The organism is Undibacterium sp. TC9W (genome assembly GCF_049339865.1).
Classification (GTDB): Bacteria; Pseudomonadota; Gammaproteobacteria; order Burkholderiales; family Burkholderiaceae_D; genus Undibacterium.
Map to the genome: position 1 here is coordinate 150,068 of NZ_JBMPPJ010000012.1, position 26,504 is coordinate 176,571.

20 protein-coding genes are annotated in these 26,504 nt (G+C 51.3%); 7 read left to right on the forward strand and 13 right to left on the reverse strand.

Annotation, left to right across the window (positions count from 1 at the left end):
• Positions 1-53: 53 nt before the first annotated feature.
• Complete coding sequence (locus ACO0LN_RS18085) at positions 54-629, reverse strand: TetR/AcrR family transcriptional regulator (protein ID WP_422976142.1); 576 nt, start codon at positions 627-629, stop codon at positions 54-56.
• A gap of 112 nt (positions 630-741) precedes the next feature.
• On the opposite strand from ACO0LN_RS18085, the gene ACO0LN_RS18090 reads away from it, so the two are divergent.
• Entirely contained in the window at positions 742-1,962 is a 1,221-nt protein-coding gene (locus tag ACO0LN_RS18090; RefSeq protein WP_422976144.1) for an MFS transporter, read from the forward strand.
• A 29-nt stretch (positions 1,963-1,991) separates the two neighbouring features.
• Here ACO0LN_RS18090 and ACO0LN_RS18095 read toward each other — a convergent pair whose 3' ends face one another.
• Positions 1,992-3,656, reverse strand: coding sequence for an amidohydrolase (locus tag ACO0LN_RS18095; protein ID WP_422976146.1), 1,665 nt, complete (start codon positions 3,654-3,656; stop codon positions 1,992-1,994).
• Between the two features lie 367 nt (positions 3,657-4,023).
• On the opposite strand from ACO0LN_RS18095, the gene ACO0LN_RS18100 reads away from it, so the two are divergent.
• Positions 4,024-5,580 (forward strand): transglycosylase SLT domain-containing protein, encoded by a 1,557-nt coding sequence (locus tag ACO0LN_RS18100; RefSeq protein ID WP_422976148.1) that lies wholly within the window; start codon positions 4,024-4,026, stop codon positions 5,578-5,580.
• 170 nt (positions 5,581-5,750) lie between these two features.
• On the opposite strand, the gene ACO0LN_RS18105 is transcribed toward ACO0LN_RS18100, so the two are convergent.
• The 8 genes from ACO0LN_RS18105 to ACO0LN_RS18140 all read right to left on the reverse strand — a co-directional run bounded on the left by ACO0LN_RS18105 (position 5,751) and on the right by ACO0LN_RS18140 (position 15,374).
• Positions 5,751-6,425 carry an OmpW/AlkL family protein gene (locus tag ACO0LN_RS18105; protein WP_162059500.1) on the reverse strand — a complete coding sequence of 225 codons (675 nt, stop codon included), beginning with the start codon at positions 6,423-6,425 and terminating at the stop codon, positions 5,751-5,753.
• A 14-nt stretch (positions 6,426-6,439) separates the two neighbouring features.
• A complete protein-coding gene (locus tag ACO0LN_RS18110; RefSeq protein WP_422976151.1) occupies positions 6,440-7,966 on the reverse strand; it encodes an alpha/beta hydrolase in 1,527 nt (508 codons plus the stop codon).
• A 313-nt stretch (positions 7,967-8,279) separates the two neighbouring features.
• A complete protein-coding gene (locus tag ACO0LN_RS18115; RefSeq protein ID WP_422976153.1) occupies positions 8,280-11,408 on the reverse strand; it encodes an efflux RND transporter permease subunit in 3,129 nt (1,042 codons plus the stop codon).
• Positions 11,409-11,411: 3 nt separating this feature from the next.
• Entirely contained in the window at positions 11,412-12,593 is a 1,182-nt protein-coding gene (locus ACO0LN_RS18120) for an efflux RND transporter periplasmic adaptor subunit (protein WP_422976155.1), read from the reverse strand.
• A 187-nt stretch (positions 12,594-12,780) separates the two neighbouring features.
• Positions 12,781-13,260 (reverse strand): DoxX family protein, encoded by a 480-nt coding sequence (locus ACO0LN_RS18125; RefSeq protein WP_422976157.1) that lies wholly within the window; start codon positions 13,258-13,260, stop codon positions 12,781-12,783.
• Positions 13,261-13,312: 52 nt separating this feature from the next.
• Positions 13,313-14,134: a putative DNA-binding domain-containing protein gene (locus tag ACO0LN_RS18130; RefSeq protein WP_422976159.1), complete on the reverse strand. Its 822-nt coding sequence runs from the start codon at positions 14,132-14,134 to the stop codon at positions 13,313-13,315.
• Positions 14,134-15,063, reverse strand: coding sequence for a DUF692 domain-containing protein (locus ACO0LN_RS18135; protein WP_422976161.1), 930 nt, complete (start codon positions 15,061-15,063; stop codon positions 14,134-14,136). The genes ACO0LN_RS18130 and ACO0LN_RS18135 overlap by 1 nt, the downstream gene beginning before the upstream one ends.
• Positions 15,064-15,119: 56 nt before the next feature.
• Positions 15,120-15,374, reverse strand: a complete 255-nt coding sequence (locus ACO0LN_RS18140; RefSeq protein ID WP_422950580.1) for a DUF2282 domain-containing protein — start codon at positions 15,372-15,374, stop codon at positions 15,120-15,122.
• 234 nt (positions 15,375-15,608) lie between these two features.
• On the opposite strand from ACO0LN_RS18140, the gene ACO0LN_RS18145 reads away from it, so the two are divergent.
• Together ACO0LN_RS18145 and ACO0LN_RS18150 are read left to right on the forward strand one after the other, a co-directional pair.
• Complete coding sequence (locus ACO0LN_RS18145) at positions 15,609-15,890, forward strand: hypothetical protein (protein ID WP_422976163.1); 282 nt, start codon at positions 15,609-15,611, stop codon at positions 15,888-15,890.
• 36 nt (positions 15,891-15,926) lie between these two features.
• The gene (locus ACO0LN_RS18150; protein WP_422950582.1) at positions 15,927-16,145 is read left to right on the forward strand and encodes an RNA-binding S4 domain-containing protein; all 219 of its coding nucleotides are present in this window, start codon (positions 15,927-15,929) and stop codon (positions 16,143-16,145) included.
• On the opposite strand, the gene ACO0LN_RS18155 is transcribed toward ACO0LN_RS18150, so the two are convergent.
• The 3 genes from ACO0LN_RS18155 to mobB form a co-directional block, all read right to left on the reverse strand.
• The gene (locus ACO0LN_RS18155; RefSeq protein WP_422976165.1) at positions 16,133-16,579 is read right to left on the reverse strand and encodes a hemerythrin domain-containing protein; all 447 of its coding nucleotides are present in this window, start codon (positions 16,577-16,579) and stop codon (positions 16,133-16,135) included. The genes ACO0LN_RS18150 and ACO0LN_RS18155 overlap by 13 nt on opposite strands.
• A 197-nt stretch (positions 16,580-16,776) precedes the next feature.
• A complete protein-coding gene (locus ACO0LN_RS18160; RefSeq protein ID WP_162059510.1) occupies positions 16,777-16,977 on the reverse strand; it encodes a YjfB family protein in 201 nt (66 codons plus the stop codon).
• A gap of 63 nt (positions 16,978-17,040) precedes the next feature.
• Positions 17,041-17,607, reverse strand: coding sequence for a molybdopterin-guanine dinucleotide biosynthesis protein B (gene mobB / locus ACO0LN_RS18165; RefSeq protein ID WP_422976167.1), 567 nt, complete (start codon positions 17,605-17,607; stop codon positions 17,041-17,043).
• A 134-nt stretch (positions 17,608-17,741) separates the two neighbouring features.
• On the opposite strand from mobB, the gene ACO0LN_RS18170 reads away from it, so the two are divergent.
• The 3 genes from ACO0LN_RS18170 (at position 17,742) to ACO0LN_RS18180 (ending at position 26,384) form a co-directional block, all read left to right on the forward strand.
• Positions 17,742-18,866: an ABC transporter substrate-binding protein gene (locus ACO0LN_RS18170; protein WP_422976169.1), complete on the forward strand. Its 1,125-nt coding sequence runs from the start codon at positions 17,742-17,744 to the stop codon at positions 18,864-18,866.
• A gap of 196 nt (positions 18,867-19,062) precedes the next feature.
• Positions 19,063-19,623: a porin family protein gene (locus ACO0LN_RS18175; RefSeq protein ID WP_162042003.1), complete on the forward strand. Its 561-nt coding sequence runs from the start codon at positions 19,063-19,065 to the stop codon at positions 19,621-19,623.
• Between the two features lie 395 nt (positions 19,624-20,018).
• Complete coding sequence (locus ACO0LN_RS18180; protein ID WP_422976171.1) at positions 20,019-26,384, forward strand: DUF4347 domain-containing protein; 6,366 nt, start codon at positions 20,019-20,021, stop codon at positions 26,382-26,384.
• The last annotated feature ends 120 nt before the right edge of the window (positions 26,385-26,504 follow it).

The following is a 26,504-nucleotide window of genomic DNA, read 5'->3' on the forward strand; positions in this document are numbered from 1 at the left end:
CTCGCAGGCTGTTGCATGGCTTTGCAACAGCCCTCCCCTGTAGATTATATTGGTTAGGCAGATGTTTGTTCCAGGCCAGCAGCAACTGCCTGCAAAATACGCTGAGAAAATCCCTCATCTTCTGCGACACGCGCCAACACTACCGCGCCCACCATACTGGCCAAAGCCTGCATTGCCTTGGCCTCTCTTTTCTCTTTCGTTCCGCCAGGCAGCAAATCCGTCAGCACCGCCATCAAGTCCTGCGCGCCTTTGTCGGCAACTTTGCGTACAGTGTCGTTTTGCCTGGCCATATCTGACCCGAGAGCCGCGAGGGCACAACCCCCTCCTGGCTTGTCCCTGTGCGCAGGAGACAGATAATCATTGGCGATGCGTGACAGGGCAGTATCCGGGGATTCTGTCTGCCACTTCTTCCAGCGTTCTGCCGAACGCCCCAGACTCAGTGCGCAGGTTTGTGCAATCAAGTCTTCTTTGGAAGAAAAGTTTCCATAAAAGCCACCATGGGTCAAACCTGCACCCTTCATCAGATCGACCACGCTGACACCGTCATAGCCACGCTCGCGGAATAGCTGTGAAGCCACATCCAAAATGCGTTGGCGATTTTCATTTGCCTGCTCTCTGCTGACTTTCATGGCACTACTCCATTAATAATTTCTCTTGACATCATAGATTATAAACGTAATATATACAATCATGATGATCATCATTTAAATTAAGCAAGGCCTTTCATTCACGGAAAACGATATGGATATCAGGAACAATCTATTGCACAAATATCCAGCTATCTGGCTAGTGCTATTGGGTACCGCTGGCACTTTTGCCCTGACCATGGGGGCGCGGCAAAGCATGGGGCTGTTTTTAAGTCCCATGAATACTGCCACTGGCCTGGGCGCAGGCAATATCAGCCTGGCTTTCGCCTTTGGGCAATTGTGGTGGGGCCTGACACAGCCATTTGCGGGGGCCTTTGCCGACAAAATGGGTGCTGGCCGCGTCTTGTGCGCAGGTATCATTCTGGTGGCCGTGGGCACTTTCATCACGCCGCTGATGACGACAACGGCAGGCCTGATCTTTGCCATAGGCATGCTGGCGGCTGGTGGTGCTGGCATGGCCGGGCCAGCGGTGCTGATGGCGACTGCCACACGCATGATCCCGGCAGAAAGGCGTGGCATTGCTACTGGCATCGTGAATGCTGGCGGCTCTTTTGGTCAGTTTTTGATGGCACCAATCGCCATCACGCTGATGGGTTTGTATGGCTGGAATAATGCCATGCAGATCATGGGCTTGATAGTCTTGCTGGCCTTGCCCGCTGCCTATCTGTTGCGCGGCAAACCAGTACAAGCTGCCAGTACCGGACAAGCACCTGTCAGCACGTCCAAAGCAATCTCCATCGCCCTGAAAAATCCCAGCTACCTGATGCTGGCAGCAGGCTTTTTTGTCTGCGGCTTCCACGTGGCTTTTCTTGCCACCCATTTGCCGGGCGTAATCAGCCTGTGTGGTTTGCCTGCAGAGTTTGGCGGCTGGGCGCTGGCCATGCTGGGCCTGTTCAATATCATAGGCAGCATTTCCATGGGCTGGGCAGTTGGCAAGTGGCGTATGAAATCGCTGCTGTCCTTGCTGTATGCGACACGTGCCATTGCGATCATCCTGTTTTTGCTAGCACCTAAAAACGGTACTGTCGTATTGATATTTGCCGCTGTTATGGGGCTGACGTTCTTATCGACGGTACCACCGACTGCCGGCCTGGTAGCGAAGTTGTTTGGCCCGGCAAATATGGCCAGCCTGTTTGGCATCGTCATGCTGACACATCAGATCGGTGGATTCCTGGGTGTCTGGCTGGGTGGCAAGGTACTGGAGGCAAATGGCAACTTCAATTTGCTCTGGTATATCGATATCGCCCTGGCAATCGCTGCTGCCCTGGTGCACTTGCCCATACAGGAAAAACAATTGCAACTGCAGGCGGCCTGAACCGCACTGCATCATCATGAAAGCAGGCTTTATTGAATGGCTGAATAAACCTGCTTGCCAGCCACCCAGGTTTGCAAGACCTTGATCTTGTAAATATCGGTGGCGGGCATATTCAGCATATCCTGGTCTATGAGGATGAAGTCTGCCCACTTGCCTGCTTCCAGTGTGCCAAGCGTATTTTCCTGATGTGCTGCATAGGCGGCATCAATAGTGAAGCAGCGCAAGGCTTCCTGCACCGTCATGGCTTGCTTGGCATACCAGCCTTGCGCAGGCTTGCCCGTCATATCCTGACGGGTGACGGCTGCATGCACACCCCAGAATGGATTGGGGGACTCTATCGGGAAGTCCGAACCACAGGCTATGCGTGAACCCTGCTGCAAGAAACTGCGCCACGCATAAGCACCCTTGATGCGCTCAGCCCCTACTCTGTCCTCGGCCATATTCATGTCTGATGTCGCATGAGTAGGCTGCATGGAGGGCAAGATACCAAGTTGTTTGAAGCGTGGAATATCATCCAGAGCCACGACTTGCGCATGCTCTATGCGGTGGCGTAAGTTGCTGGATGCTGATGCTGGCAAGCGGGCAAAGCCATCCAGTATCTGGCGGTTGCTGGCATCGCCTATCGCATGCACATTCACCTGATAGCCCTTGTTTGCGGCTTTTTCTATCATGGCGTACATCTCATCGGAAGTCTTGAACAGCAGTCCATGTGTATGTGGCGCATCTGAATATGGTGCCATCAAGGCCGCGCCACGGCTGCCGAGTGCGCCATCAGCAAACAGCTTTACCGCACGCAGAGAGTAAAAGTCACGCCCATATGTCAGCAAAGGACCTTGTTGCGACACTTTGTCGAAAAAACTATCGGTGCCACGCACCATGCCATAGATACGCGTCGTCAATTTGCCCTGATCTGCATATTCTCGGAATAATTTGTCGGCAGATTCTGAAACACCAGCATCATGCACACTGGTGACGCCGACCTTGGCCAGTTCCTGCAAGGCCAGGTCCAGGGCAGCTCTTTGCTCGGCATTCGACGCAGGCGGTACCACCTTATCAACCAGGCGCATGGCCGCATCGACGAGTATGCCGGTAGGCTTGCCCTGGGCATCTTTTTCTATCTTGCCTCCGGCAGGGTCAGGGGTATTTTCTGTAATACCGGCCAGTTGCAAGGCTTTGCTATTGGCCCAACCAGCATGACCATCTACCCGCGACAACCAGACCGGGCGGTCTTTGACGACTGCATCTATCTCTTGCGCAGTGGGAAAACGGCCCAGCTTCCAGTTTGCCTGATTCCACTCGCCACCCATGATCCACTGGTTCAAAGGAAAGCGACTTGCATAATCAGCAATAGCCTTTTGCGCTTCTGCCAGATTGGCAGTAGCGCGCAAACTGAGTTGCATCTGACTTGCCCCCAGACTCAATACATGACCATGTGCATCTATCATGCCAGGCAACAAGGTTTTACCTCCACCATCGACATGTCTGGCCTTGGGCAATCTGGTGACCAGCTCTTTAGTCCTACCAATTCCAATTACTTTGCCTGCATAATCAAAAGCCAGCGACTCAAAGTGCTGCAGCTTTCCCTCTTGATTCAGAGTGTAGCCCCGGACGTTATCGATAATCGTGTCGGCAGTTGCCAGACCTGCGCTCATGGTGGCGATTGCCAATATCAAGGGTTTCAATGTGCTTTGCATGGGCCACGTCCAGACTAAATAGATACATCGATGAGGATGTGTATTGTATTTCAATATTCTTTGGCAACAAGTGTCTTAATGCCCTCCCTATATTTCCTTGTCAAATAAATTAAAACAGGAAATCAGCGCCAGTAAAATTACGATAAAAGACGGAATTGGAGATATATAACTTCATGTAAAGCGACATTAGATGGTATTTACAGATTTTCCACTGAGGAAAAAGTAAAATCTGAAGGCGACCCCATGTAACAGATGTAAAACTTGTCATTCAACTGACATTTTTCTTGACGCTGCAAACTGCACTTGCGTACACTCACACGATTCTGCAATCCACGTCGACTATGGTCGATTAGACAATTCATTGCCTATGAAACGATTCCGACTACACTCTCCAAGCATATTGACCGCCGCTCTACTAGCTGGCCTGGCACCACAAATATGTCTTGCAGACGCAATCCCTCCGGTTTTCTCGCTGGTATCAGCACCAGAAACTACCAACGCAGTACAAGCCGCCACCAATCCAGTCATTCCGCAGGAATTGCCTCCTGATGCAGCCGTCATTCCCATAGATGACAAGGCCGCAGATTTATGGGAACGGGTACGCGCCGGTTACGCCATCCCTGATCTTGAAAACCAGTTGGTCACCAATCAACTAGCCTGGTATGGCACTCGTACTGAATATATCTTGCGTACTGTTCAGCGTGGTTCACGCTATCTGTATCATGTGGTCGAAGAGCTGGAAAAACGTGGCATGCCCACTGAACTGGCCCTGCTGCCCTTCATAGAATCCGCGTTTAATCCTCAAGCCATTTCCACTGCCAAAGCAACCGGCATGTGGCAGTTTATGGCAGCGACAGGCCGCGACTTCAACCTGAAGCAGACCATGTTCAAGGATGACAGGCGCGGTGTCATCGACTCTACCGATGCCGCCCTGAATTACCTGGAAAAACTGTATGGCATGTTCGGCGACTGGCAACTGGCGCTGGCGGCCTATAACTGGGGCGAAGGCTCGGTGCAACGCGCCATCAAGAAACAACAGGCGCAAGGCTTGCCGATAGACTTCCAGAGTCTGTCGGTGCATATGCCAAATGAGACTAAAAATTACCTGCCAAAACTGCAGGCAGTTAAAAACATCATTGGCCATCCTGAGCAATTCAATCTGGCGCTGCCCAAACTGGATAATCAGCCCTACTTTGTCTCGGTTGAAAAAACCCGCGATATCGACGTGCGCGTAGCTGCCCAACTGGCAGAGCTGCCACTCGATGAATTTACCGCATTGAACCCACAATTCAGCCGCCCTGTTATTACCGGCGGCACAGGCACAAAAATTTTGCTGCCTACGGATAATGCTGCCCTGTTCAAAGAAAATCTGAACAAGTGGCAAGGTCCTTTGTCCAGCTGGTCTGCCCACACTGTACAAAAAACCGAGCGAGTAGAAGCGCTGGCAAGCAAACTCGGGCTCAAGCCTGAGGTAGTGCGCGAAGTGAATTTCATTCCTGCAAAAATGATGGTCAAGGCGGGCTCGACCTTGCTGGTACCAAAGTCGGCCAAGGCGCCAGACAATGATATCTCCCTGGAAATTGCTGAAAAAGCGCAACTGGTCATAGAAAAAACTTCTACCCGCCAGGTCAGTTACAAGGTCAGCAAGCACGATAACCTGGCTGCAATCGCCAAACGCTTCCGCGTCAGCGTCGCAGAACTGAAGACCTGGAATCACCTGAAACGTGAAAATGTGGCCCACGGCCAGACCCTGCATATACAGACCCCTATTGTCACCCAGGTCAACCAGACCAATATGCTGGCAGCCGCAGGCAGCCGCCGCGCTGCACCAACACCTAAAGTCACCCACCACACAGCAGCACCTGCACGTCATGGCAAGACTTTGCTTGCCAATCTGAAGCTGAGCAAGAAAAAACATAGCTGATAGGTGTGCAAGCTGGGTCACCGTGACCAGGTCGCGCAGACAGTATCTTGCAGGCCAGGTTTGCGCAACTAAATCGCTCAGGCTTTAAGCGATGATGTTTAAGCCGACGCAGTAAATAAAAAAGGGTTCCAATTTACATTGGAACCCTTTTCTAGTTTTTGACGTTTCGCTTAGAAGCTATAACCCAGAGCTACACCGAATACAACTGGGCGGAAATCGATTGTTGTTTTGCGCTCGATACTACCTGTCGTTGCTGTCATGTCGGATTTGACTTTGGCAGCTGCAATAGAAGCACTGACAAACCAGCGGTCGTTGAAATGGTAATTGACACCTACCTGCCCCGCCAAACCAACGGAATCTTTCAAATCAATTTTTGTTGGCCCGCCAGTAGCGATATTACCTACAGCAGTTGATTTAGCATCAAAGAACTGTGTGTAATTCAAACCAAGACCAACGAACGGACGGAATGCATCAGTCGGTGCGCCAAAATTGTAATTGAGAAAAAAAGTAGGTGCGCGTTGTTTGACCTTGGAAATCACACCATAAGGTGCCAACGTACCACGTCCTGTCACTTCATGCTCAGGCGGGATACCGGCAACGAAATCAAAATCCAGATGATCATTGATACGGCGGGTGTAACCAAATACGACCGTAGTTGCATTCTGAACGACCAGGCCTGCTGGCTGTGGTGTTAAGAATGCCGGGCCATTGCTGGTAAAGTCCGGCGATTCAGAATGAACCTGAACATTGAGAACACCTGCTCGCACAGAATTTTCATAAGCATGAGCAGAAGAAACGCAAGCCAGACCAAACAGTGCACTGACGGCGAAATGAATTTTTTTCATGGAGTCGTCCTTTCTTATTTAGCCAAAACTTGTTGGAAGAACGCGCGTGATGCAGCGTTACAGAACGGTGGCACCAGAGTACCGTGGTACTGGCTGGCAACCGCTGTCGTTGGATCTACCTTGGCAGCAATCGCAGCATTGATTGCTGCCTGCTTGCTTTGGGCAAAACCAACTTTAGCTGCAGCAAATGGATCAGCTGCGCTGGTTGGGGAAGAATCGACGTCCAATACTGTCAACGCTGCTGCTGGCAAGCCTTTAGCCTGGAAGAAGCCTGCTGTTGCCTGTGTACTTGCGAAGAACACGGTAGGATCGCCGTTACCACCGCACAGCATGACTGGTACGTTAGGTACATAGTTACGCAAGTCGTTTTTCACGCCAGCCTTACGGAAAGAATTGGCAGGAGTACAGTTCAAAGGATCTGCAGGATTGACGTTGCAAGGATTTTTCTGTGCATCAGCCAGATAGGTATTGCGATAGCTGGTTTTCACCAGGTTACCGTCACCAAAGAAGGCTGCAAATGCTGGAGATGATGGACCTGGCAAAGAGTCTTTGGCAAACATCGCATACGCTGGCAATTTAGCAGTCGTGAACAGATCATTGAAGGTCAATGCGCCTGGCAACAGTGTTTCTATGCCTGTTGCATATTTGTCTTCATAGACTTCGTTCGGGCTGGAATACAAACCACCGTAGGATTTTTGCCAGCTGGTTGTGATCAGCGGGATGAATACCGTGCCACCTGCGTTCGGGCTGCCAGCAAAAGTGGCATCACCCAGCAAGGACATCGCATAAGGACCGGACATACCAGCCAATGCGCTTACCTTGAATTCGGAAGCATAGGTTGTTTGCATCGCGCGTTGCGTTGCCATGGCAACGTGACCGCCTTGTGAATAACCACTGATGACCAGCTTGCCAGAATCCTGCGCGCCGATAGTCGCGAAAGCCTTGCGTGCAGCACGCAGGGAATCGACCATGTCATTGGCTTGCTGTTCAGCATTCAGGTAAGGATGATAAGTCAGTGCAGAAGTATCGTAGCCTGCATAGTTAGGTGCAACCACGATGAAGCCTTGCGCTGCATACATGGCGGCCATCAGGATGGCTTCCGAGTTGTCACGCAGGTTGGCCATGTTGAAGGATTTTTCCACTGTCGTGCCATGGGCATACAGGATGACCGGACGTGGGCCGGTACATGCCGGATCGCTGCCAGATGGAACCATGATGGCGCCAGTTGCGTCAGTCGCTTCATTAGCGCCGCCGACTGTGGTGTATTTCATGTAGTAAGTGCTGATTTCGCACTTGGGAGCGCCTGTGATCTGTGTCAAACCTGGTTTGGCAGCATCCAGGGAAGCTTTGAAAACGACCGGATCAAGCTTGGTCAATGCCGGACCACTTGCCTGAGGAATAGGCACCAGTACAGGTGGATTGGCGACCAGAGTGCCGCGGGCAGGTGTGTTATCGATGACTGGACCAGCACTACCGCCGCCACCGCAAGCCGTTAAAACGGCAGCAGAAAGCAGACCCAGTGCAATGTGAGTTTGACGCATTGTTGTCTCCTGTTAAGTATTTTTTTGCAAGTCAGTAGATTTAACCAGTACCACATAAAATGGAACGAGCGTTCTAAAACTTAGCAAACAGTATGTCATTTACGCAATTTGGTGAATAGCGAAAATTTCACATCTAGAGTAAACACTCTTAAAAATTTAGCCTGAACTTGCCCCAAAGATTTTCCATAAGGGGCAAATACAACACTCTTAAAAAATCAATGAAAAAGAGACCTCGCAGGCTTCTCTTTTTACGGGCGGCAAGTATACCTTTTTCGATACGCAAATACCTGCTTCAAGATAGAATTTTTTCGCTTTAATCCTGCACCACGGGCACAGCTGCGGTTACTGGTGATGGTTCACGCGCTGGTTCACGATGAGCAAAATAAGCTTTCGCCTTTTTGCCCAGATTATCCAGATAAGTATAGGCGATAGGCACGACAAGCAAAGTCAGCAGCGTCGATGTAATGATGCCGCCTATCACTGCCCGGCCCATTGGTGCCTGGGTTTCTGCACCATCGCTAATCCCCATGGCCATGGGCAGCATACCAAATATCATCGCCAGCGTTGTCATCATGATGGGACGCAAGCGCACCTGTCCGGCAGCCAGCACTGCATCAAACTGGCTCATGCCCTGCTTTTGCGCCTGATTGATAAAATCAACCAGCAGGATCGCATTCTTGGTCACCAGGCCCATGAGCATGATGAAGCCGATGATGGAGAAAATATTCAGGGTACTGCCAGTAATCAGCAAAGCCAGCAGTACACCGATCAATGAAAACGGCAAGGCAGTCATGATCGCCAATGGTTGCAGGAAGCTGCCGAATTGCGAAGCCAGAATCAGGTAAATAAAGATCACTGCTATACCGAGTGCTGCCACGGCAGCCTGGAAGGATTCCTGCATTTCCCTGGTCTGCCCACCAATATCAAAGCGGTAGCCTGGTGGCAGTTCTATGGTCTTCACCAGTTTTTGCACTTCAGCCCCTACGTCACCGGCTGGGCGGCCTTCGACGTTGGCATAGATCGCTGCACGGCGCTGCAAGTCCTGACGCTTGATAACGCGCGGGCTGGTGCTGGGAATAAATTGCACGACCTGGCGCAAAGGCACCATCATAGGTTTGCCGTTCGCATCAATCTTGCTACTCGCAAGTGACAGGTCGCCAAGGTCAGAAATTTTTTGCCTGCCTGATTTCGGCAATTGCACATTGATTTCATAATTTTGACCATCCGGTGCCAGCCATTGACCCAGGGTATCGCCCGCGACAAAGGGGCGCAGCGCAGCGCCTATCTGCTGTACTGACAAGCCCAGGTCGTTTGCCAGCTCATTATTGACCTTGACCAGAACAGTAGGGTTAGCGCCTGTCAGGCTGCTCTCCAGATCGGCGATACCTTTGATACCCGCCATTTTTTTCATGACACTATCAATAACGTCCTGCAACTTGTCTGCATCGGGGCCGAGTATCGCAACATAGATAGGCTTGTCGAAACCTACTGCCATTTCTATACCCGGTATGCTTTTCAAGCGCTCACGTATTTGCATCTCCATCTGCTTTTGTGATTTGCGATGGCTGATGCGCTTTTCACTGAGCTTCATATTGATTTGTGCAGTATTTCTTTCATTCTCAATACCGACCGAGGTGTTGATGGTCTGGATGTCTTTCATCTCCTTCAGAACAGCCTCAACCTGGTGAGTTTTATCGTCGGTATATTGCAGGCTGGAACCTACCGGAGTTTTCAGGTTGATGGTGATCTGGCCTTCATCTGCTTCAGGTACGAATTCAGTACCTATCATGGGCACCAGGAAAAAACTGCCAGCAAATAAAGAAGTCGCCAGCAACAAGGTGGTTTTACGTTTGCGCAAAACCAGTTGCAGTAACTTGCCATAAATGACGTGCAGCTTTTCTATGCCATGCTCTATGGCATTCATGAATTTGGCCAGCCAGGGCAGACGTTTGAAGCGGTCTTGCTCAGGATCGCGCCATACCGATGACAACATGGGGTCTAGCGTAAAACTGACGAACAGCGATACCAGCACGGCCACGGTCACGGTAATGCCGAACTGGAAAAAGAATTTGCCTATCATGCCCTGCATGAAAGCCACGGGCACGAACACGGCGACGATGGCAAAGGTAGTCGCCATGACCGCCAGGCCAATTTCATTGGTGCCATCTTCTGCTGCCTGCTTGTGTCCCTTGCCCATGCCCAGGTGCCGGACTATATTTTCCCGCACAACGATGGCATCATCAATCAGCAAACCTATGCAGAGTGACAGTGCCATCATGGTCAAAAAATTCAGGGTAAAACCAAAAGCCTTGAGTGCAATGAAAGTCGCAATCACCGAAATAGGTAAAGTCAGGCCGGTGATGATGGTACTGCGCCAGGAATGCAGAAACAGGAAAACGATCAGCACTGTCAGGCCTGCACCTTCGAGTATGGTTTCTTTGACGCCGTCGAGGGAGTGCCTGACAAAGTCAGCATTGTTTTCACTGATGGTCATTTGCACGTCTTTGGGCAGGCGCGTTTTAAGATCAGCAATCGCTTCCATGATGCCGTCGCCTACCTCAACAATATTGGCATCCTGTATGCGGCTGATCGCGACCGCAACTGATCTTTGTCCATTCACACGTGAGATGGAATATTCTTCCTTTTCACCATCCTGCACTTCTGCAATCTGTTCCAGATAGACAGGCGCACCGGCACGGCGGGCAACGATGACTTTATTGAAGCCGCGGGTGTCCGCAATCTTGGCTTCCAGCCTGACCAGTTGATCTTGCGAACCACGGGTAATCAAACCTGCCGGCATGTTTTGATTGGTGCTCTGTATCGCAGCCAATACTTCATTGACGCCGATATGGTTAGCTGCCATGCGGTCAGGCAAAAGCTTGACCTGCACCTGGCGCACCACAGCACCACGCACATCGACCCTGCCCACACCTGGCACGCTTTGCAATTTCTTGACGATGATCTGGTCTGTCATATTCGACAGATCACGCAAGCTGCGCTCACCAGAACTGATCGCCATTTGCACAACCGGGCGGCCATTACCATCACCGCCCTTGACGATGAAAGGGTCTTTCACATCACGCGGGAAGCCAGGGCGTATCTGCGCCACTTTGTCGCGCACTTCCTGCAAGACCTTGTCGCCATTGACGGACAACTGGAACTCTATCCAGATGCCAGCCCTGCCCTCATAGGAACTAGCCATGATGCGCTTGACGCCGCTGATGGTATTGACGACATTTTCTACCGGTTTGGTGATGTCATTTTCAACGATCTCTGGCGAAGCGCCCGGGTAAAGCACTTCCATCCAGACACCGGGTGACTCAACATTGGGCATGTTTTCCAGGCCCAGGCCCCGGTATGAAAAAATACCGAGCACCATCAGGCCTATCATGACCATGGTGGCAAACACCGGGTTTTGTATACTGACTTTGGTCATCCACATGGCTCAGACCTTTGATGCTGGAGTAGGCTTGGGCATCTTCACCTTGCTACCGGATTTGACGCCATCAAGACGGGAAGAAATCAGCACTGCACCGGCATCGAGCCCCTGCACAATTTGTACCTTGCCTTCGTCTTCACTGCGCAAACCCAGTTTGACAGTTTGCATTTTCACCTGATCATTAATGATCTGATAGACGACATCAGCACCATTCACCTGGCGCACGGCAGTCAGCGGCACGGTCGTGGCCGTTGCTGATTTTTCCAGCACCAGGCTACCCTTGGCGAACATGCCGCCCCGCAATGCTGCATCTGCATTATCGACGGCGATGTATACCATCATGGAACGTGAGCCTGTTTCTGTCGATGGGTTGATGCGCGCTACTTTGCCGACGAATTCGCGCTTGCCAAAACCATCGACCTGGAACGCGACTTTTTGCCCTGTCCTGACCCGCGGGATTTCACTTGCGGGTACTTGCGCTTCCAGCGTCATGTGGCGGAGATTGACGATGCTGTACAGGGCAGTATCTGGCGATACTTTTTCACCTGCCTGCACGTGGCGCTTGCTGATGTAACCATCCAGCGGCGAACGTACTTGCGTGTCTGCCAGTGCCAGTTGCGCCACCTGTTTTTGCGACAATGCCGACTTCAGGCTGGCCTGTGCCAGCTCCAGCCCATTGTGGGTGGTGTCGTAGGCATTTTGTGAAATATAGTTTTGTTTCAACAAAGTCTCGTTGGACAGGCGGTTTTTTTGCGCTAGCGCCAATCTGGCCTGGGCTTCATCAACTGCAGCTTCTTGCGTGGTCAGGCGCGCATGCAAGTCGGCAGCGGTAAAGCGGGCAATGATCTGGCCTTTTTGTACTGCCATGCCCTCTTGCAGGGAAGCATCGGCAACTTCAGCAATAACCTTGGCACGCACGGTGACCTGGCTATCAGGCACCAGCGAACCCGAGATGGGCAGTTGTGCTGACAATTCCTTGAGTTCTGCACTGGCGATATCTGCAGCAGCCAGTTCATAGACGACTTCCTTGTCGGCCTGTTTTTTTTCATTGGTACTGGCTTGCGCAGTCATTTTGCTGGAATAAAACATCCAGAGACCACTGCAAATTGCCAGTGCAACAACGGTCACGACGGGAGTGCGCCATTGAATCTGACCCTGGGCATTACGAAAGCGAAATTTGTTTTGCATGATGAAGATATTCCAGTGTATTTGCGCTATATCCGCTCTGCCGCCAGGCAGGCCAGACTTTGTTTAGCGATTTGACTAATACATAGAGGATAAGTTCATCCAATAATAGTACAAAAAATAGTGCAAAATTGACCCAAAAAAAGAGCCCGGCTTAGTGGGCTCTGATTTCGTGGCGTGATTTACAAACTTAACTTGCAGTATTCGCGGTCTTGCCTTTATCCAGCCAGGCATCCAAAGACAACTTGCCGGGCCCAAAGCTGACCAGTACCAGTAATAAGATTCCCCAATAAAAGTGCGAGTTGATTGCCGCTGGACATTCCAGTTCAAATAACTGCGGGTAGGAAATCACTGCCATTAGATTAACGGCAAACAAAGCCAGTGCTGCCGGACGGGAAAAAATACCTAGTAGCAGCAAGACAGGCAGAACCAACTCCCCACCCGCCCCCATCCAGGCAGCCAGTTCGGGCGGTATGATGGGCACCATGTATTCTTCACGGAACAAGGACAGGGTAGATTGCCAGTCAGTTATTTTCAACTGACCTGCTTTAAAAAATTGCCAGCCCACATATAGCCGGAGTGCCAGACAGAGGACTGAGCCGCCCCATACATTGAGCTTGTCATCAAAACGAGTGCTCAGGCGATGAAAGTATTGCAGGGTGTTATACATAGAAATTCTCCAATTAGTCTCCTGCAACTTAGTCTGTCTGCTGATGAATTCCTTACAGCTGATTTTCAGGGAATTTGAAATTGGCAAATAATCCATTGGCAAACCAGGATTGTAATTGGGCATTGATATCAAATTCACCGTCTGTATCAAGTGCAATTTCCAACGCAGTGCCGAGGTTGCTGCCCTGCTGCAAAGCAGTCAACGCTAAAAAGCTGGCCTTGCTGATTCCCTGCAATTCAACCGACCAATGGGGTCTGCTGACAAGTCCATAACAAGCCTGCCTGATATTTTCCGGGAACCCCGCGTCGGCATGTACCTGATGAGCAAACCAGATAGTCACACTATCCAGTTCAGCAGTATATAGACTGACAGCAGGATGAAACAACAGCCACACAGCCTGCACATCTTGCCCCGATGCAGCCACTGCCTGTAACAGGTTTGTCAGGCTGAGAGCTTCTGCATCAGCAGCATAATATGCAGCATGTATCTGCCACTCCAGCGCGGCGACATCAGAAAAATAAGGGTAATCTGCGGCATCAGGTGTGGTTTGCAGGAATGCAGCAAGCTTTGCGCCAAACTGATTCAGGTCACCCGATTCTGAAGGAAAGGCACGGCCAAACGCACGCACCAGCTGTTCAAAGTAATCATCACCCACCAATTGATACAGGACGGGAAAAGCGTTTTTCAATGCCGCCGTCCAGATGGCAGTCAGGTTGCCGCGGTACAAGGCCAGCCTGTCATCCTGATGGGGGTGAGCATTAAATAAGGCAGCGGTCTGCGTTGCAAAGGATGGTTGCAATAATGCCTGGGCAAATTGCGACTGAATCTCGGTAAGCGAAAGCGCGTCCATAGCGGCATCAATCTGCGTACGCATCAGGCTGCCGCTATCTCTTGCGATGGCGCCGGCGTTGACGTTGGCCTTGGCGTTGTTGCCAGAATTTGCCTGGCTTTATGCGCCTCGCCCAAAAGCACAGGCAGATCAGGGATTGCTGTATCCCACTCTATTAATACGGGTATGCCTGCAGGCAGCATCTGCGTTGCCTGCTTAAACAATAACCACACCGGATCAGCAACCTGGCTGCCATGATCATCGACCAGGCAGATATCGGTTTGCAAGTGCCCTGCCAGATGGATTTCACCTATCGCACCAACTGGCAAACCTGCCATGATGCGCAAGGCATGCAACGCATCTTCACCATGATTGTGTTGGTTCACATACAGATTATTAATGTCGAGCAAAATGCCACAGCCGGTACGGCTGACCAGCGCAGCCAGGAACTCTGCTTCTGACATATCATCCTGGGCAAAGCGCAAATACGTCGAGACATTTTCTATCAAGACCTGTCTTTGCAAACGCGACTGCAAGTCATCAACTCGCTGGCATACCAGGTCGAGGGCGCTGTGCATCAGTGGCAAAGGCAAAAGATCATTCAAATGCCTGCCAGCGATGGCTCCCCAGCAAAGGTGCTCAGAAACCAGTGCAGGTTCCGTGCGTTCTATCAAACGCTGCAAGCGTGAGATATGCACATCAGAATAACCCTGGGCTGACCCCAGCCCCATGCCAACACCGTGCAGGCTTAAGGGGTAATCCTGGCGCAAAGTTTGCAGTACATGCAAATCATAGCCACCATCACCAAAATAATTTTCTGAATGCACCTCCAGCCAGTCAGCGGGGGCGGGTGCAGGTACCAATGCCGTTGCAGGTGTATTCAGAAAATCACGGTAGTGCTGAGTGCGCAAACCCACACCTACCCCTTGCAGGGCGGGCGTGGGTTCATTGTTTATGCGAGCCGTATCAGTCAAAAGAAATCAGCCACGATAAAACGGCCCATCAAAATAACAAATTTAAAACTTGAGACTTAAGACTTAGGAGCTTCCAGCTTGCCGCCCATTTTTTCGCAAGAACCTGCTGGCACTTTTTTCCATTCAGATGCGTCATTGTCTTTTTTGGATTGACCAGCGCAAGAATGAGAACCCGACTTGGTAGCGCAATCATTTTGACCAGCCTTGGCAATGCCAAAGCATTTTTCTGTTTTGGCTGGCTCTGCTGCCATTGCCATGCTGGAACCCAACAAACCTGCCAGTGCGACTGCAACCATTGTTTTATTACTCATGTTCATCTCCTGTAAATTGATTCAAGAACTTAATTAAGCACAACATCCCACATGGGAAAATTTAAAACTACAGCCTATAGTCGGCGCAGATAAAGCAAACTTACACAATTTCGTAAAATATTTTCAGTCACGCTATCTGCACTATCTTCTACGCAGCACATTTTCATTTGGATTCAGGCGGCGATGAGATTATCCTACTAGCTTATGACTTTTTTTCAAGCTAAAAGTTTCTATATGCCTAACTTCATCCAAGAATTGCGACAAAGTATCGAAAATTTATCTCGTAATGAGATCAATATCAGTGGTTTTTGCAAAATCTGGCGTAGCCAGACTGATTTATTAGTCGCCCTGCCACCACAATTTGCCGAAGTCATGGAAAACCTGTTGAGCAGGCTGGAGTCTGGCAGCCTGTTTACAGAAGAAAGCTGTTCTTTCAGTCAGACAGACCTGATTGCCCAACTGAGAATGTGGCTGGAGAAAGCAGATGCACGCCTTGCGTCTGGCAAAATAGTGTAAGCTGCGTCCCTTTTATTGCAGGATAGAGGAATTTATATGCAAAGCCTGAGTTTTAGCCTGGAAGGCGAATATGTAGAACTGAACCAGTTATTGAAACTGGTTGGTCTGTGCGAAAGCGGTGGCGCTGGCAAGGCTATCGTTGCCAGCGGAGATGTTAGTGTTGATGGTGAGCAGGAATTGCGCAAGACCGCCAAAATCCGTGCGGGCCAGCTTGTCAGTCTTGGTGATATAGAAATACGGGTTCAGGCAGGTTGAACCTGGGCAGCAGCTGTATCGATAGCAGTATCGGCAATCTTTTCAGGATTGCTTGCCATGAAACGCGCCAGCATATTGTCCATGGTATCGACATGATGCTCGAACCATAAAGGCAATTCTTCTGCCAGTCGCGTAGCCAGATCGGTCTCGCCCAGCTCTACCCTGCGCCGCACCTCTTGCATCACTTCAAGTACTGCATCATGTTCTTGCCTGTGACAACCTGCAGGCGGGAATGCCGTTTCGGCCATCCACTGGTTCTCTTGCTCAAAATGCGCAACGGAATGCACGATCAGGGCATCCAGCCTGGCGACGAAAGTGGCCGGATTATCTTCAGACAAAGCCGCACATAGTTCGACGAACTCCTTATGGGTATCATCCATAGGTTCATAACTGAGGCTGAGGCGGTCAGACCAGCCCCAAGAATTTTGTTCCATACCAGATCCAGATAGAAAGAGATGGCGAGATTATCGCTGATCAGCAAATAATGTGCTTGCGTCAGATCAGGCCACAGGTGGCCAGGGGTGGTCACCAAGACAATCACCAGGAAACATTTCAGGAGTCACAAACAAAAAGCGCGCTATCAGCGCGCTTTTTGGACATCTGTTTGAATATCTATTAACAAAAACAGCAATCAAGCTGTCGTATTGATATTCCTGCCCAGATTAGGTGGCAGATTGGCGACAGATTTATTATCTGGAATAGCCTCTATAAGCGCAGTCGCGCTTTCAGCAGTAATATCCTGTGCCTTTTTCAAAACAGCAATACTTACTGCCTGGCTAGTACCTACATCCGCCAGTGTCGTTGCCACTCTGGCAATACCGGTTACGTCCATGACAGTTCTCCTTATCCATCTACAATTGATAACGGCGGCTTGAGCAAAGTCTTTAGGGGTACTTCAGGTTTTTTTTAAATTATTGTTTTGCATCGCAGCAAGCACCCAGTCCAGCACCAGTTGCTGCTGGTTTAAATCCAGCCATTGCAAGCCAGGCCGCAAATCTGCCGGTGCGGCAACATCGGATGCTACCAGGGCTACATGTACGTCCTCGGGATAAATAGCCGGCTTGCCCAGGGATGGGCGGTAAACCTCAATCTTGGGCATGGTCTCCCATTTATAACCCTCGACCAGCGTCAAGTCCGCTGGCGACAAACGGCTCAACAACTCATCCAGCGATGGCTCAGCTTCTTGCCTCAGCTCATGGGCAATCACATAGCGGTACGGGGAAGCCAGCAAGACATCCTGCGCGCCCGCCATGCGCAAGCGCGAGCTATCCTTTTGTGGCGGCTCTATCGTGACATCATGATGACTATGCTTCACGACATTGATCTTATGCCCTGCCGCCGTCAACTCACTGACCAGATGTTCCAGCAAACTTGTTTTACCGCTGCCTGACCACCCTATTACACCCAGTATTTGCCCTGTTTCAGCCACACCAGCCACATCATTCTTTTCACCACCAGCCACACTGCCTCCAGACTTTTTTCAAATTCATTATATGCAAATAACTTAGGAGTATGAGCTCTATACCCGCCTCGTCATTCCATAGTCATATTTGAATGTAACAATTGTTACATTGCAATATTTTACAGGTTATCAGTATGCGTCTTCCCTTCAGACTATGGTCCTTTTGCTTCACCCTGCTATGCTTGCTGTTCGCCATGAATGTACAGGCGCAAGGCAATGTCATCGTCGTTGGTCAGGCAATAGACTTGTCCGGACCGAATGGTAGCATTGGCCGCGACTATGTGGCAGGTATCACGACTTACTTTGACAGTATCAATGTCAGTGGTGGCATAGGTGGCAAACGCATCAAGTACCTGGTACGTGACGATCAGGGCAACCCTGCAGTGTCGGCACAGGCAGTCAGCGATTTGCTGGAAAAAGACAAGGCAGATTATCTGCTGGGTGGCATAGGCGCTGCCGTCACCGATGCAGTGCTGGCAAACGCCAGATTTTCACAAAGTGGCCAGACCCTGTTTGCTCCGCTGGTGGCATCAGTCAAGACTTACAACTCCCGCGTCCTGTTCTGGCGGCCCAGCCCTGAGCAAGAGATGCAATATATCTTCTCTTACTTCGATAAACTGGGCATCAAAAGTGTAGGTATCGCTTATCAGGAAAACGCCCTGAACCAGGACATGTACCAATATGTTGTTACCGAGTTGCGCAAACGCAATATGCTGATGAGCGGCCTGGTACGCATAGGTGCGTCTGCCGCGGACATGGAAAGAGAATCTGCCGTACTGGCACGCAGCAATCCTGGCATCGTGATTGCTATTGCCGATACCCTTGGCACGGGCATCTTCCTGAAAGAATTCAGAAAACAGGCTCCCCGCACCTTTGTTGCCGGCATGTCACTCATCAATCTTGATACCCTGGCAGAAGTGGCAGGCCCCAAGGCGCTGGAATGGACAGTATTTTCCCAGGTGGTACCCAATCCCTTGAGCAAAAAGTCGCTGATACAGATAGATCATAGCAATATGATGAAAAAATTCAGGGATGAAGATCTGTCTGCCCTGACATTTGAAGGCTTCATGGTCGCCAAGACCCTGGTTAAAGCAATACAGGCAGGAAAAGGCGGGCGTGATGGCCTGCAGGCGCTGGCAACACAAAAAAACGTCATCGATCTCGGTGGCGTCACCCTGACCCCATCAGAGAGTACACACCGCATGTCCAACTATGTTGATATGGCACTCTTCAGGAAAGGCGGGGGGCTGCTGTTTTAAGTAGCAAACACCTTACATTGCCAATAGTGCATTCATACAAAAAACGACATGCATGAACAAAAACAAATAACGTTTTTTGACATTCTTGTGATTTTAGAATAGAGTGCTGCACCGCAACATGAGAATTTTAAATTTACTTATCCGGTAAATGCATGAATCAAGTTTGCGCTATTCAAAAAAATCAATCAGGTACATCATGTTTAATAAAAAAATTATCGCTGCCGCTCTGGCAATTTCCGGTTTGTTTATCGGTACAACTGCCAATGCGCAGTTTTATGCTGGCGCCACTGTTGGCCAGGCTCGCTGGAACATGGATTGCGCTGGCACATCCAGCTGCAAAACCAATGACACATCCTTCAATATCCTGGGTGGCTACAACATCACTCCTAACTGGGGTGTAGAAGGCAGCTATTACAATCTGGGCACAGTTAAAGCGAATGTCTATGGTGTTGCTGCAGAAATGAAAGCAACTGGCATCGACCTGGCAGGTACATACCGCGCGCAAGTTGGCAATAACTGGGGCCTGTTCACAAAACTGGGTCTGGCTTATTCCAAAGGCGAAGCAACTGCTGCATTCAATAACCTGCGTGGCTCTACCAGCAAAAATTCCACACAAGTGATGGTAGGCATTGGTGCAACATATGCATTCACACCTAACATCGCTGCACGCGCTGAAATCGCCAGCCGTAAAGTTGATTTTGTTGGCGGCGACGGCAACATCACCAACTTCAACATTGGTGTTCAGGCATCGTTCTGATATAGCGCTTGATACCGCAATATCTGACAAAAGTTGTCAAGGCGCAGTATTGATTTAGTGAAACAAGAACTCAGTTAATTTTGCGCCATATTGTCAGCAGCAAATTCATCGTTTGCTGCTGACAAAGCAAGTCCCCCCCCCCAAGCCCCAGACTTTCGCCTCTAGCAGCCCCCCCCCTCCGCCACCTTATCCTCACAGTTTTCAAATCCTGCCGAGCAAGTTTGCTTACGTCTCTTACGAAGTCCTTACGGTCAGTATTTACAATCAGCTATTTGCTTGCCCGATTGTCAGGATTGTCAGTCTCCCTGGTCGCTTCATGACGTGCATGAAGACCTTCATTGTCACTGCATCACTGCTGAGCCTGCATGCGCCCTCAATCCTGAAAATTGTTTGTTATGACTCTGTATGGCTCTGCTGCTTCACAAGAAGCAAAACAAGAAGCAAAATCTGTCAACAGTGAACTTCTGACCTCCCCCACCACTGCATCAGCACTGAATCTGCACCAGCTCTCTGCACAGATACCAGAGCAAAAGGCCATGGTATTCATTGACAGCCGCCTGCCCGATTTCCAGCAGATCGTGGACGCAGTAAAACCTGGCATCACAGTGGTGGTGCTGGATAAGGACCAGGATGGCGTGCAGCAGGTTGCCGATGCACTCAAAAATTGCAGCAACCTGGATTCCATTTCCATCATCTCCCATGGTGATAATGGCGTGATGCTTCTGGGTAGCGCAGTCTTGCATGATGGTGATTTGGCAGCCTATCAAGGACAATTGCAAGCCATAGGTGCATCCCTGAAGCCCGGTGGCGATCTGATGTTATATGGCTGCAACATAGGAGCTGGCCCGGCAGGATCAAGATTTATCAACGACCTCGCAAGCATGACAGGAGCAGATGTCGCGGCATCTACTAATGACACAGGTACTGCAACACAAAGCGGTGACTGGCAGCTGGAAATTTCGACTGGCAAAATCGAAACCAAGGGTGCACTTGACATCCAGCAATTGACGGACTGGAACCATCTCGCAGCTACGCTTTCAGCTTCTGACCTGGCCAGCCTGCAAGCAGCCATGGCAACGGCAAATTCCAATGGCAGAGACGATACCCTGACATTGACGGGTGACATTCTTTTCAATGCCAGCAACAACACCATCAGCATCGCGGCTGATTCCGGCCATACGCTGACCATCATAGGAAGCAAAAACAATGCAGGTGGCGTGGTCACCATCAGCGGCGGAAATTTAACTCGCGTCATTGATGTGGTAGCCGGAGCGACAGCAAGCCTGGAAAACCTGGTCATTACCAATGGACTGGCTGCTGGAAATGGTGGGGACAACACAGGTAATCTGGAGGGGCCTGGCAGAGCTGGTCTTGATGGTGCTGGCGGCGGGATACGCAATGCTGGTACTTTAACCATCAGCAACAGTACGATCACTGCCAACAAAGCGTCAGGCGGTGGTGGCACAGGTGGCGGTTACCCCAAAGGTGGCGGCGGCGGTGGCGGAGGTGGCTACGGCGCTGGCTTGGGTGGCATTGGCGGAATGGACCGGATTGGCGAAGCACCCACAGCACCAAGTGCTGGTCATGGTGGTAACGGTTCTGGCACATCTGGCGGGCAACGTGGAGGGTACGGCGGCAGTACCACGGGCGGTGCGGGCGGAGGCGCGCACGTGCAGTTTCTCGGTTCATCCTATACATTGGGAGGTGCGGGAGCGTCGGCCAGCAACGGCGCGATCTCTATTGGTGGTGGCGGTGGCGGAAGTGGCGGCATTTATGTTGGAGGTACCGGCGGCAATGCGGTTGGCGGTATCTTTAACAGCGGGACATTAAGGATAACAAGTAGCGTCATCACCAATAACCTTGCTGCCGGAGGTGGTGGCGGTGGCGGCGCAGCTTCCAACTATACAAATCACGGCAACGGTGGTGCTGGCGGAAACGGCATAGGTGGTATCTGGTCAACCGGCACCCTATTGATGGATACAGCATCAGTCGCCAGTTTAAGTACTGGAAACAAAGGTGCTGGTGGCTTTGGCGGCACCGCTTCTGGAACTGGCAATATTGCAGGCACCAACGGCAACAGCATTGATGCCAGTTTGGGCACGATTACCGCCTATAGTACCCCCGCGACTGTGAATATAGCTTTGTCCAAACCCACCTTGAAGGCTGGTGATACGCAAGATGTGACATTTACATTCTCCGAAGCCGTATCTGACTTTGGAACCGCCGATATCTATATTGCCAACGGCATACTGTCAGGCTTGCAAACCGCCGACAACATCACTTTCACAGCAACTTTTACACCGAATACCAATTTTGAAAGCGCCAGCAATGTCATTTCAGTTAATTTGCCTGGTACCTATAATTCGACTCATACACCGGGTGTAGGTATTACCAGCAGCAGCAACTTCGTTGTCGACACCAAGGCGCCAACGCTTATCATCAGCAGCAACGTCAGCACACTCAAAGCCGGCGAAACGGCGACGATTAGCTTCGCCTTCAGCGAAGTTCCAACTGGTTTTACTGCGGTTGACATTTCGGTTGCAGGCGGTAGCTTAGGTAGTCTTAATGGTTCAGGTACGACACGTACTGCGACATTCACACCAGATCCGGCAACCAACGCCGGCTCAGCCAGTATCACCGTTGCGTCTGGCAGCTACACTGACGCGGCAGGCAACAGCGGTGGTGCTGGCAACAGCCCTGCCCTGACTTTTGACACGGGAATACCTGCTGTCAGCACGGTCAGTGTCCCGGCAAATGCCACCTATGCGACAGCACAAAATCTGAACTTCACCGTCAACTTTAATGAAGCAGTGATAGTGACTGGCACGCCCAGCCTTCCAGTCACGTTGGACACTGGTGGCAACGTTGCAGCTACTTATATCAGTGGCAGCGGCAGCAGCTCACTTCTATTTGGCTATACCATCGTTGATGGGAATCAGGACAGCAACGGTATTTCTGTCGGCAGCAGCGTCACCCTCAATGGCGGTACCATCAAAGATGGTGCAGGCAATAATGCCGCTCTTAACTTGAACGGAGTAGCCAGCACAGCCGCAGTCAATGTTGATGGCATTGCCCCTGCGGTCAGTACTGTCACGGTTCCCGCCAACGCCACTTATGTGCCAGGACAAGGCCTGAATTTTACGGTTAATTTTAATGAAGTCGTCAACGTTACAGGAACACCAACTATTCCAGTAACGCTCGATACCGGTGGTACTGTAGCGGCTACTTATGTGAGTGGAAGTGGCACTTCCGCACTTGTATTCCGTTATACGGTTGCCAGCGGCAACCTTGATACCAATGGCATCAGTCCGGGTAGCAGTATTACTTTGAATAGTGGCAGCATCAAAGACACTGCAGGAAATAATGCTGCTCTCAATCTGAATAGTGTTGGCAGTACGACTGCTGTCCTGGTTGATGGCGTTGCGCCCACCATCACCAGCATCAACCGTGCGTCAGCCAGCCCCAGCAACAGCAGCTTTGTTGATTTCCAGGTCACTTTCTCGGAGAGCGTGGCAAATGGTGGATTGGATATTTCCGATTTTGCGCTGGTGACGACCGGCACAGCCAGCGGAAACATTGCCTCACTATCAGGCCCCGTTGGCAACGTCTGGACCGTTCGGGTCAACACTGTCAGTGGTGACGGCACCTTAGGACTGAATTTCAAGAACAGCGGCACTGGTGTCACCGACGTGGCCGGCAATGCCATCGTTGGCGGGCATACTGGCGACGAGCTATATACACTGGATAACAGTGGCCCTGCGGTAACAAATGTCAGCTCAAGCACAGCCAATGCCACCTATGCTGCGGGTACAGTCATACCGGTCACCATCACCTTCAATGAAACTGTCAATGTCACCGGAATACCACAACTAACACTGGAAACTGGCACCATAGATCGGGTAATTAATTATGTCAGCGGTTCGGGCACTAACACGATCACCTTTAATTACACCGTACAGGTAGGTGATGCCAGCGCAGATCTCGATTACCAGAACAGTACTGCTTTGCGCTTGAATGGCGGTACTATCAAGGATTCGCTGGGCAATAATGCCACATTAACGCTGGCTGCGCCCGGTGCTGCCAACTCGCTGGGCAGCAACAAAACCATCGTCATCTATACTAATTCCCCTCCCGCCATAGGCGGTGCCCTCGCTGGCCAGACCGTCACAGAAACCACCACGGTTTCTCCCTTCACCGGCGTCACCATCAACGATCCTGATGTCGGGGCTTCCGAAACCATCATCATCAGTCTGGACCTGGCAGCCAAAGGAGCCTTTACTGCCGCCTCCCTGGCAGCGACTGGCTTCTCGACTGCCGATGGCGGCCTGACCTATACCCATGCCGCAGGAACACCGGCAGCCGTGCAGGCGGCCATCCGTGGCCTGGTGTTCCAGCCGGCTGCTGGCCGTGTCCCTGTGGGCAGCACAGAAACCACGACCTTTACCATCAGCGCCAATGACGGCATTGCTTCTGCGGTATTGAATAACACGACGACAGTGATTGCGACCGGCATCAATGCGGCACCAACCAATATCACCTTGTCAAATGCGACCATCCAGCAAGGCTCTGCCGCCAACACCAGCGTCGGCACACTTCTTGTGACCGACCCCAATCCGGGGGATGCCGCCAGCTTTACCCTGATGACAGGTAATGGGGCGAATGACAGGGATAATGCCAAATTCGTGATCTCGGGTAACAGTCTGGTGGCCAAGAACCCACTGAGTATGATGCCCGGCAATTACACCATATTCGTTCGCGCGACAGATGCCAGCGGCGCTGCCTATGAAAAAAGCCTGGTCATTGCTGTCGGCGACAATGTTGCCCCCGTTGCGACAGGCATCACCCGTCTCCAGCCAGAAAACAACAATCTGACCAGCGTCGATTACAAAGTCAGCTTCAGCGAAGCAGTGACGGGCGTCAATGCGGCAGCCTTTACCCTGGCAACGACAGGCACAGTCGCGGGGACGATCAGCAATGTGACACAGCTGGACTCTTCTACCTATATTGTCAGGATCACGGGACTGACCGGTGATGGCACCCTGGGCCTGAATCTCAGGAATGCTGGTACCGGCATCGTTGATACCACCAGCCTGGCTCTGAGTGGCGGCTTTACTGGACAGTTGTATCAGATCGATCACATAGCGCCGACCACCAACATCAGTTCCGTTCGTTTATCCAATGATGATGGGATCAGCGGCACTGACTTCGTGACGACAGCGCCTCAACAAACCATCAGTGGCAGTCTCAGCACTGGTCTGGCAGCAGCTGAAACAGTCCAGGTCTCTATCGATAATGGCGCCAACTGGCTCAATGCCACAACAGTGGCAGGAAGCACCAGCTGGTCATTACAGAACCAGACACTGGGCGGCAACAATACCTTGAAGGTCCGGGTCACTGACCTGGCAGGTAATAGCGGAGCTTTACTGCAACAGGCTTATTCCATCCTCACCTATGACAACAGTATGGGGACCAATCCTTCCGACAACACCATCCCAGTGACCGGTCCGGATGCCGATGGTGACGGCATCCTGCAAACCATAGAAGCAGGAGTACCAAACTGGATAGGTAGTGGCAAGGGCGACGGCAACGGCGATGGCAAAGCCGATCAGGCTCAGAAAGAAGTCGGCTCTTTGCCCTGGAATAATGGTGGTCTGGTCAATACCCACTATGCGACCCTGAGTAGCAATCAGGCTTTGGCGCTGTCTAACATCACGACTACGGCTAGCCCGGCTGATCTGTCCATGGACTTGCAACTGCAATATGGCTTGATCAATGGCCAGATCAGCGGCGTGGGTGCCGGCAAGGATGTCAGCCTTTCTCTCTATACCGACAAGCTGGGGGCGGTGAATGGATACTGGGTACAGGACAGGGCCGGTAACTGGACGAATATTGCCAGCGCGATCACTGAGGTGAATGGCAAACTGAAGGTGGATTTCAAGATTACCGATGGCGGCATGTTTGACGCCGACGGCAAGGTCGATGGCAAAATCAGCTTTAGTGGTGGCCTGGGTGTCAAAACCAGCCCACTGCCAGGCGACAAGGATGGTGACGGCATCCCCGATGCCATAGAAGCGAAGGTCGGCACCAACCAGAACCAGAAAGACAATGATGTGTTGCACAGGGCTGACCTGTTTGCCATGCAGCTCTACCGGGATGTGCTGTTCCGTGAGGGAGATACTGCCGGTATCACTTACTGGCAGCAGCAAATCGACAGCGGGCATTTGAACCGTGCCCAGGTGGCAGCGTCGATGCTGGCTTCGACCGAGTTCCAGAATAATGTCGGCAGCCTGACCCGCCTGTACTTTGGCGCCTTTGACCGCTTGCCTGACCGGGATGGCCTGGCTTACTGGATAGGGCAGGAGAAAGCCGGGGCCAGCCTCAGCGGCATCAGCGGCGCCTTTGTGGCCAGTGCCGAGTTCCAGAATGCCTATGGCAATCTGAACAATACGGCCTTTGTAGACAGGGTGTACCAGAATGTCCTGCACCGCACTGCTGATGCGGCAGGCCAGGCTTACTGGCTGGGGCAGTTGAACAATGGCCTCTCGCGTGGTGACATGCTGGCGGGCTTTACCGAGTCAGCGGAGTTCAAGGTGAATTCACAATCCAAAGTGTCTTTGACGCTGGATTACATCGGTCTCTTGGGTCATGCGCCGGATCAGGCGACCTTTGATACTTTACTCAGCCAATCGGGTACGGATGTGGTCACGCTGATCGGGCAGTTTATTAATTCGCCAGAGTATCTGGCGAGGTTTATAGGCTGATTTGAGCAACATTAATAGGAAATAAAGTCATGACATCCTTTAAATTGAATATTGACCTTTCCTCCGAAGACCTGCATTTACTTTCACAAGTCAATTACAAAATTATCGTAGCCAAGACTT

Coding starts and splice junctions, on each gene's coding strand:
- ACO0LN_RS18085 (WP_422976142.1), bottom strand. CDS start 629: ATGAAAGTCAGCAGAGAGCAGGCAAATGAAAATCGCCAACGCATTTTG.
- ACO0LN_RS18090 (WP_422976144.1), top strand. CDS start 742: ATGGATATCAGGAACAATCTATTGCACAAATATCCAGCTATCTGGCTA.
- ACO0LN_RS18095 (WP_422976146.1), bottom strand. CDS start 3,656: ATGCAAAGCACATTGAAACCCTTGATATTGGCAATCGCCACCATGAGC.
- ACO0LN_RS18100 (WP_422976148.1), top strand. CDS start 4,024: ATGAAACGATTCCGACTACACTCTCCAAGCATATTGACCGCCGCTCTA.
- ACO0LN_RS18105 (WP_162059500.1), bottom strand. CDS start 6,425: ATGAAAAAAATTCATTTCGCCGTCAGTGCACTGTTTGGTCTGGCTTGC.
- ACO0LN_RS18110 (WP_422976151.1), bottom strand. CDS start 7,966: ATGCGTCAAACTCACATTGCACTGGGTCTGCTTTCTGCTGCCGTTTTA.
- ACO0LN_RS18115 (WP_422976153.1), bottom strand. CDS start 11,408: ATGTGGATGACCAAAGTCAGTATACAAAACCCGGTGTTTGCCACCATG.
- ACO0LN_RS18120 (WP_422976155.1), bottom strand. CDS start 12,593: ATGCAAAACAAATTTCGCTTTCGTAATGCCCAGGGTCAGATTCAATGG.
- ACO0LN_RS18125 (WP_422976157.1), bottom strand. CDS start 13,260: ATGTATAACACCCTGCAATACTTTCATCGCCTGAGCACTCGTTTTGAT.
- ACO0LN_RS18130 (WP_422976159.1), bottom strand. CDS start 14,134: ATGCGTACGCAGATTGATGCCGCTATGGACGCGCTTTCGCTTACCGAG.
- ACO0LN_RS18140 (WP_422950580.1), bottom strand. CDS start 15,374: ATGAGTAATAAAACAATGGTTGCAGTCGCACTGGCAGGTTTGTTGGGT.
- ACO0LN_RS18145 (WP_422976163.1), top strand. CDS start 15,609: ATGCCTAACTTCATCCAAGAATTGCGACAAAGTATCGAAAATTTATCT.
- ACO0LN_RS18150 (WP_422950582.1), top strand. CDS start 15,927: ATGCAAAGCCTGAGTTTTAGCCTGGAAGGCGAATATGTAGAACTGAAC.
- ACO0LN_RS18155 (WP_422976165.1), bottom strand. CDS start 16,579: ATGGAACAAAATTCTTGGGGCTGGTCTGACCGCCTCAGCCTCAGTTAT.
- ACO0LN_RS18160 (WP_162059510.1), bottom strand. CDS start 16,977: ATGGACGTAACCGGTATTGCCAGAGTGGCAACGACACTGGCGGATGTA.
- ACO0LN_RS18170 (WP_422976169.1), top strand. CDS start 17,742: ATGCGTCTTCCCTTCAGACTATGGTCCTTTTGCTTCACCCTGCTATGC.
- ACO0LN_RS18175 (WP_162042003.1), top strand. CDS start 19,063: ATGTTTAATAAAAAAATTATCGCTGCCGCTCTGGCAATTTCCGGTTTG.
- ACO0LN_RS18180 (WP_422976171.1), top strand. CDS start 20,019: ATGACTCTGTATGGCTCTGCTGCTTCACAAGAAGCAAAACAAGAAGCA.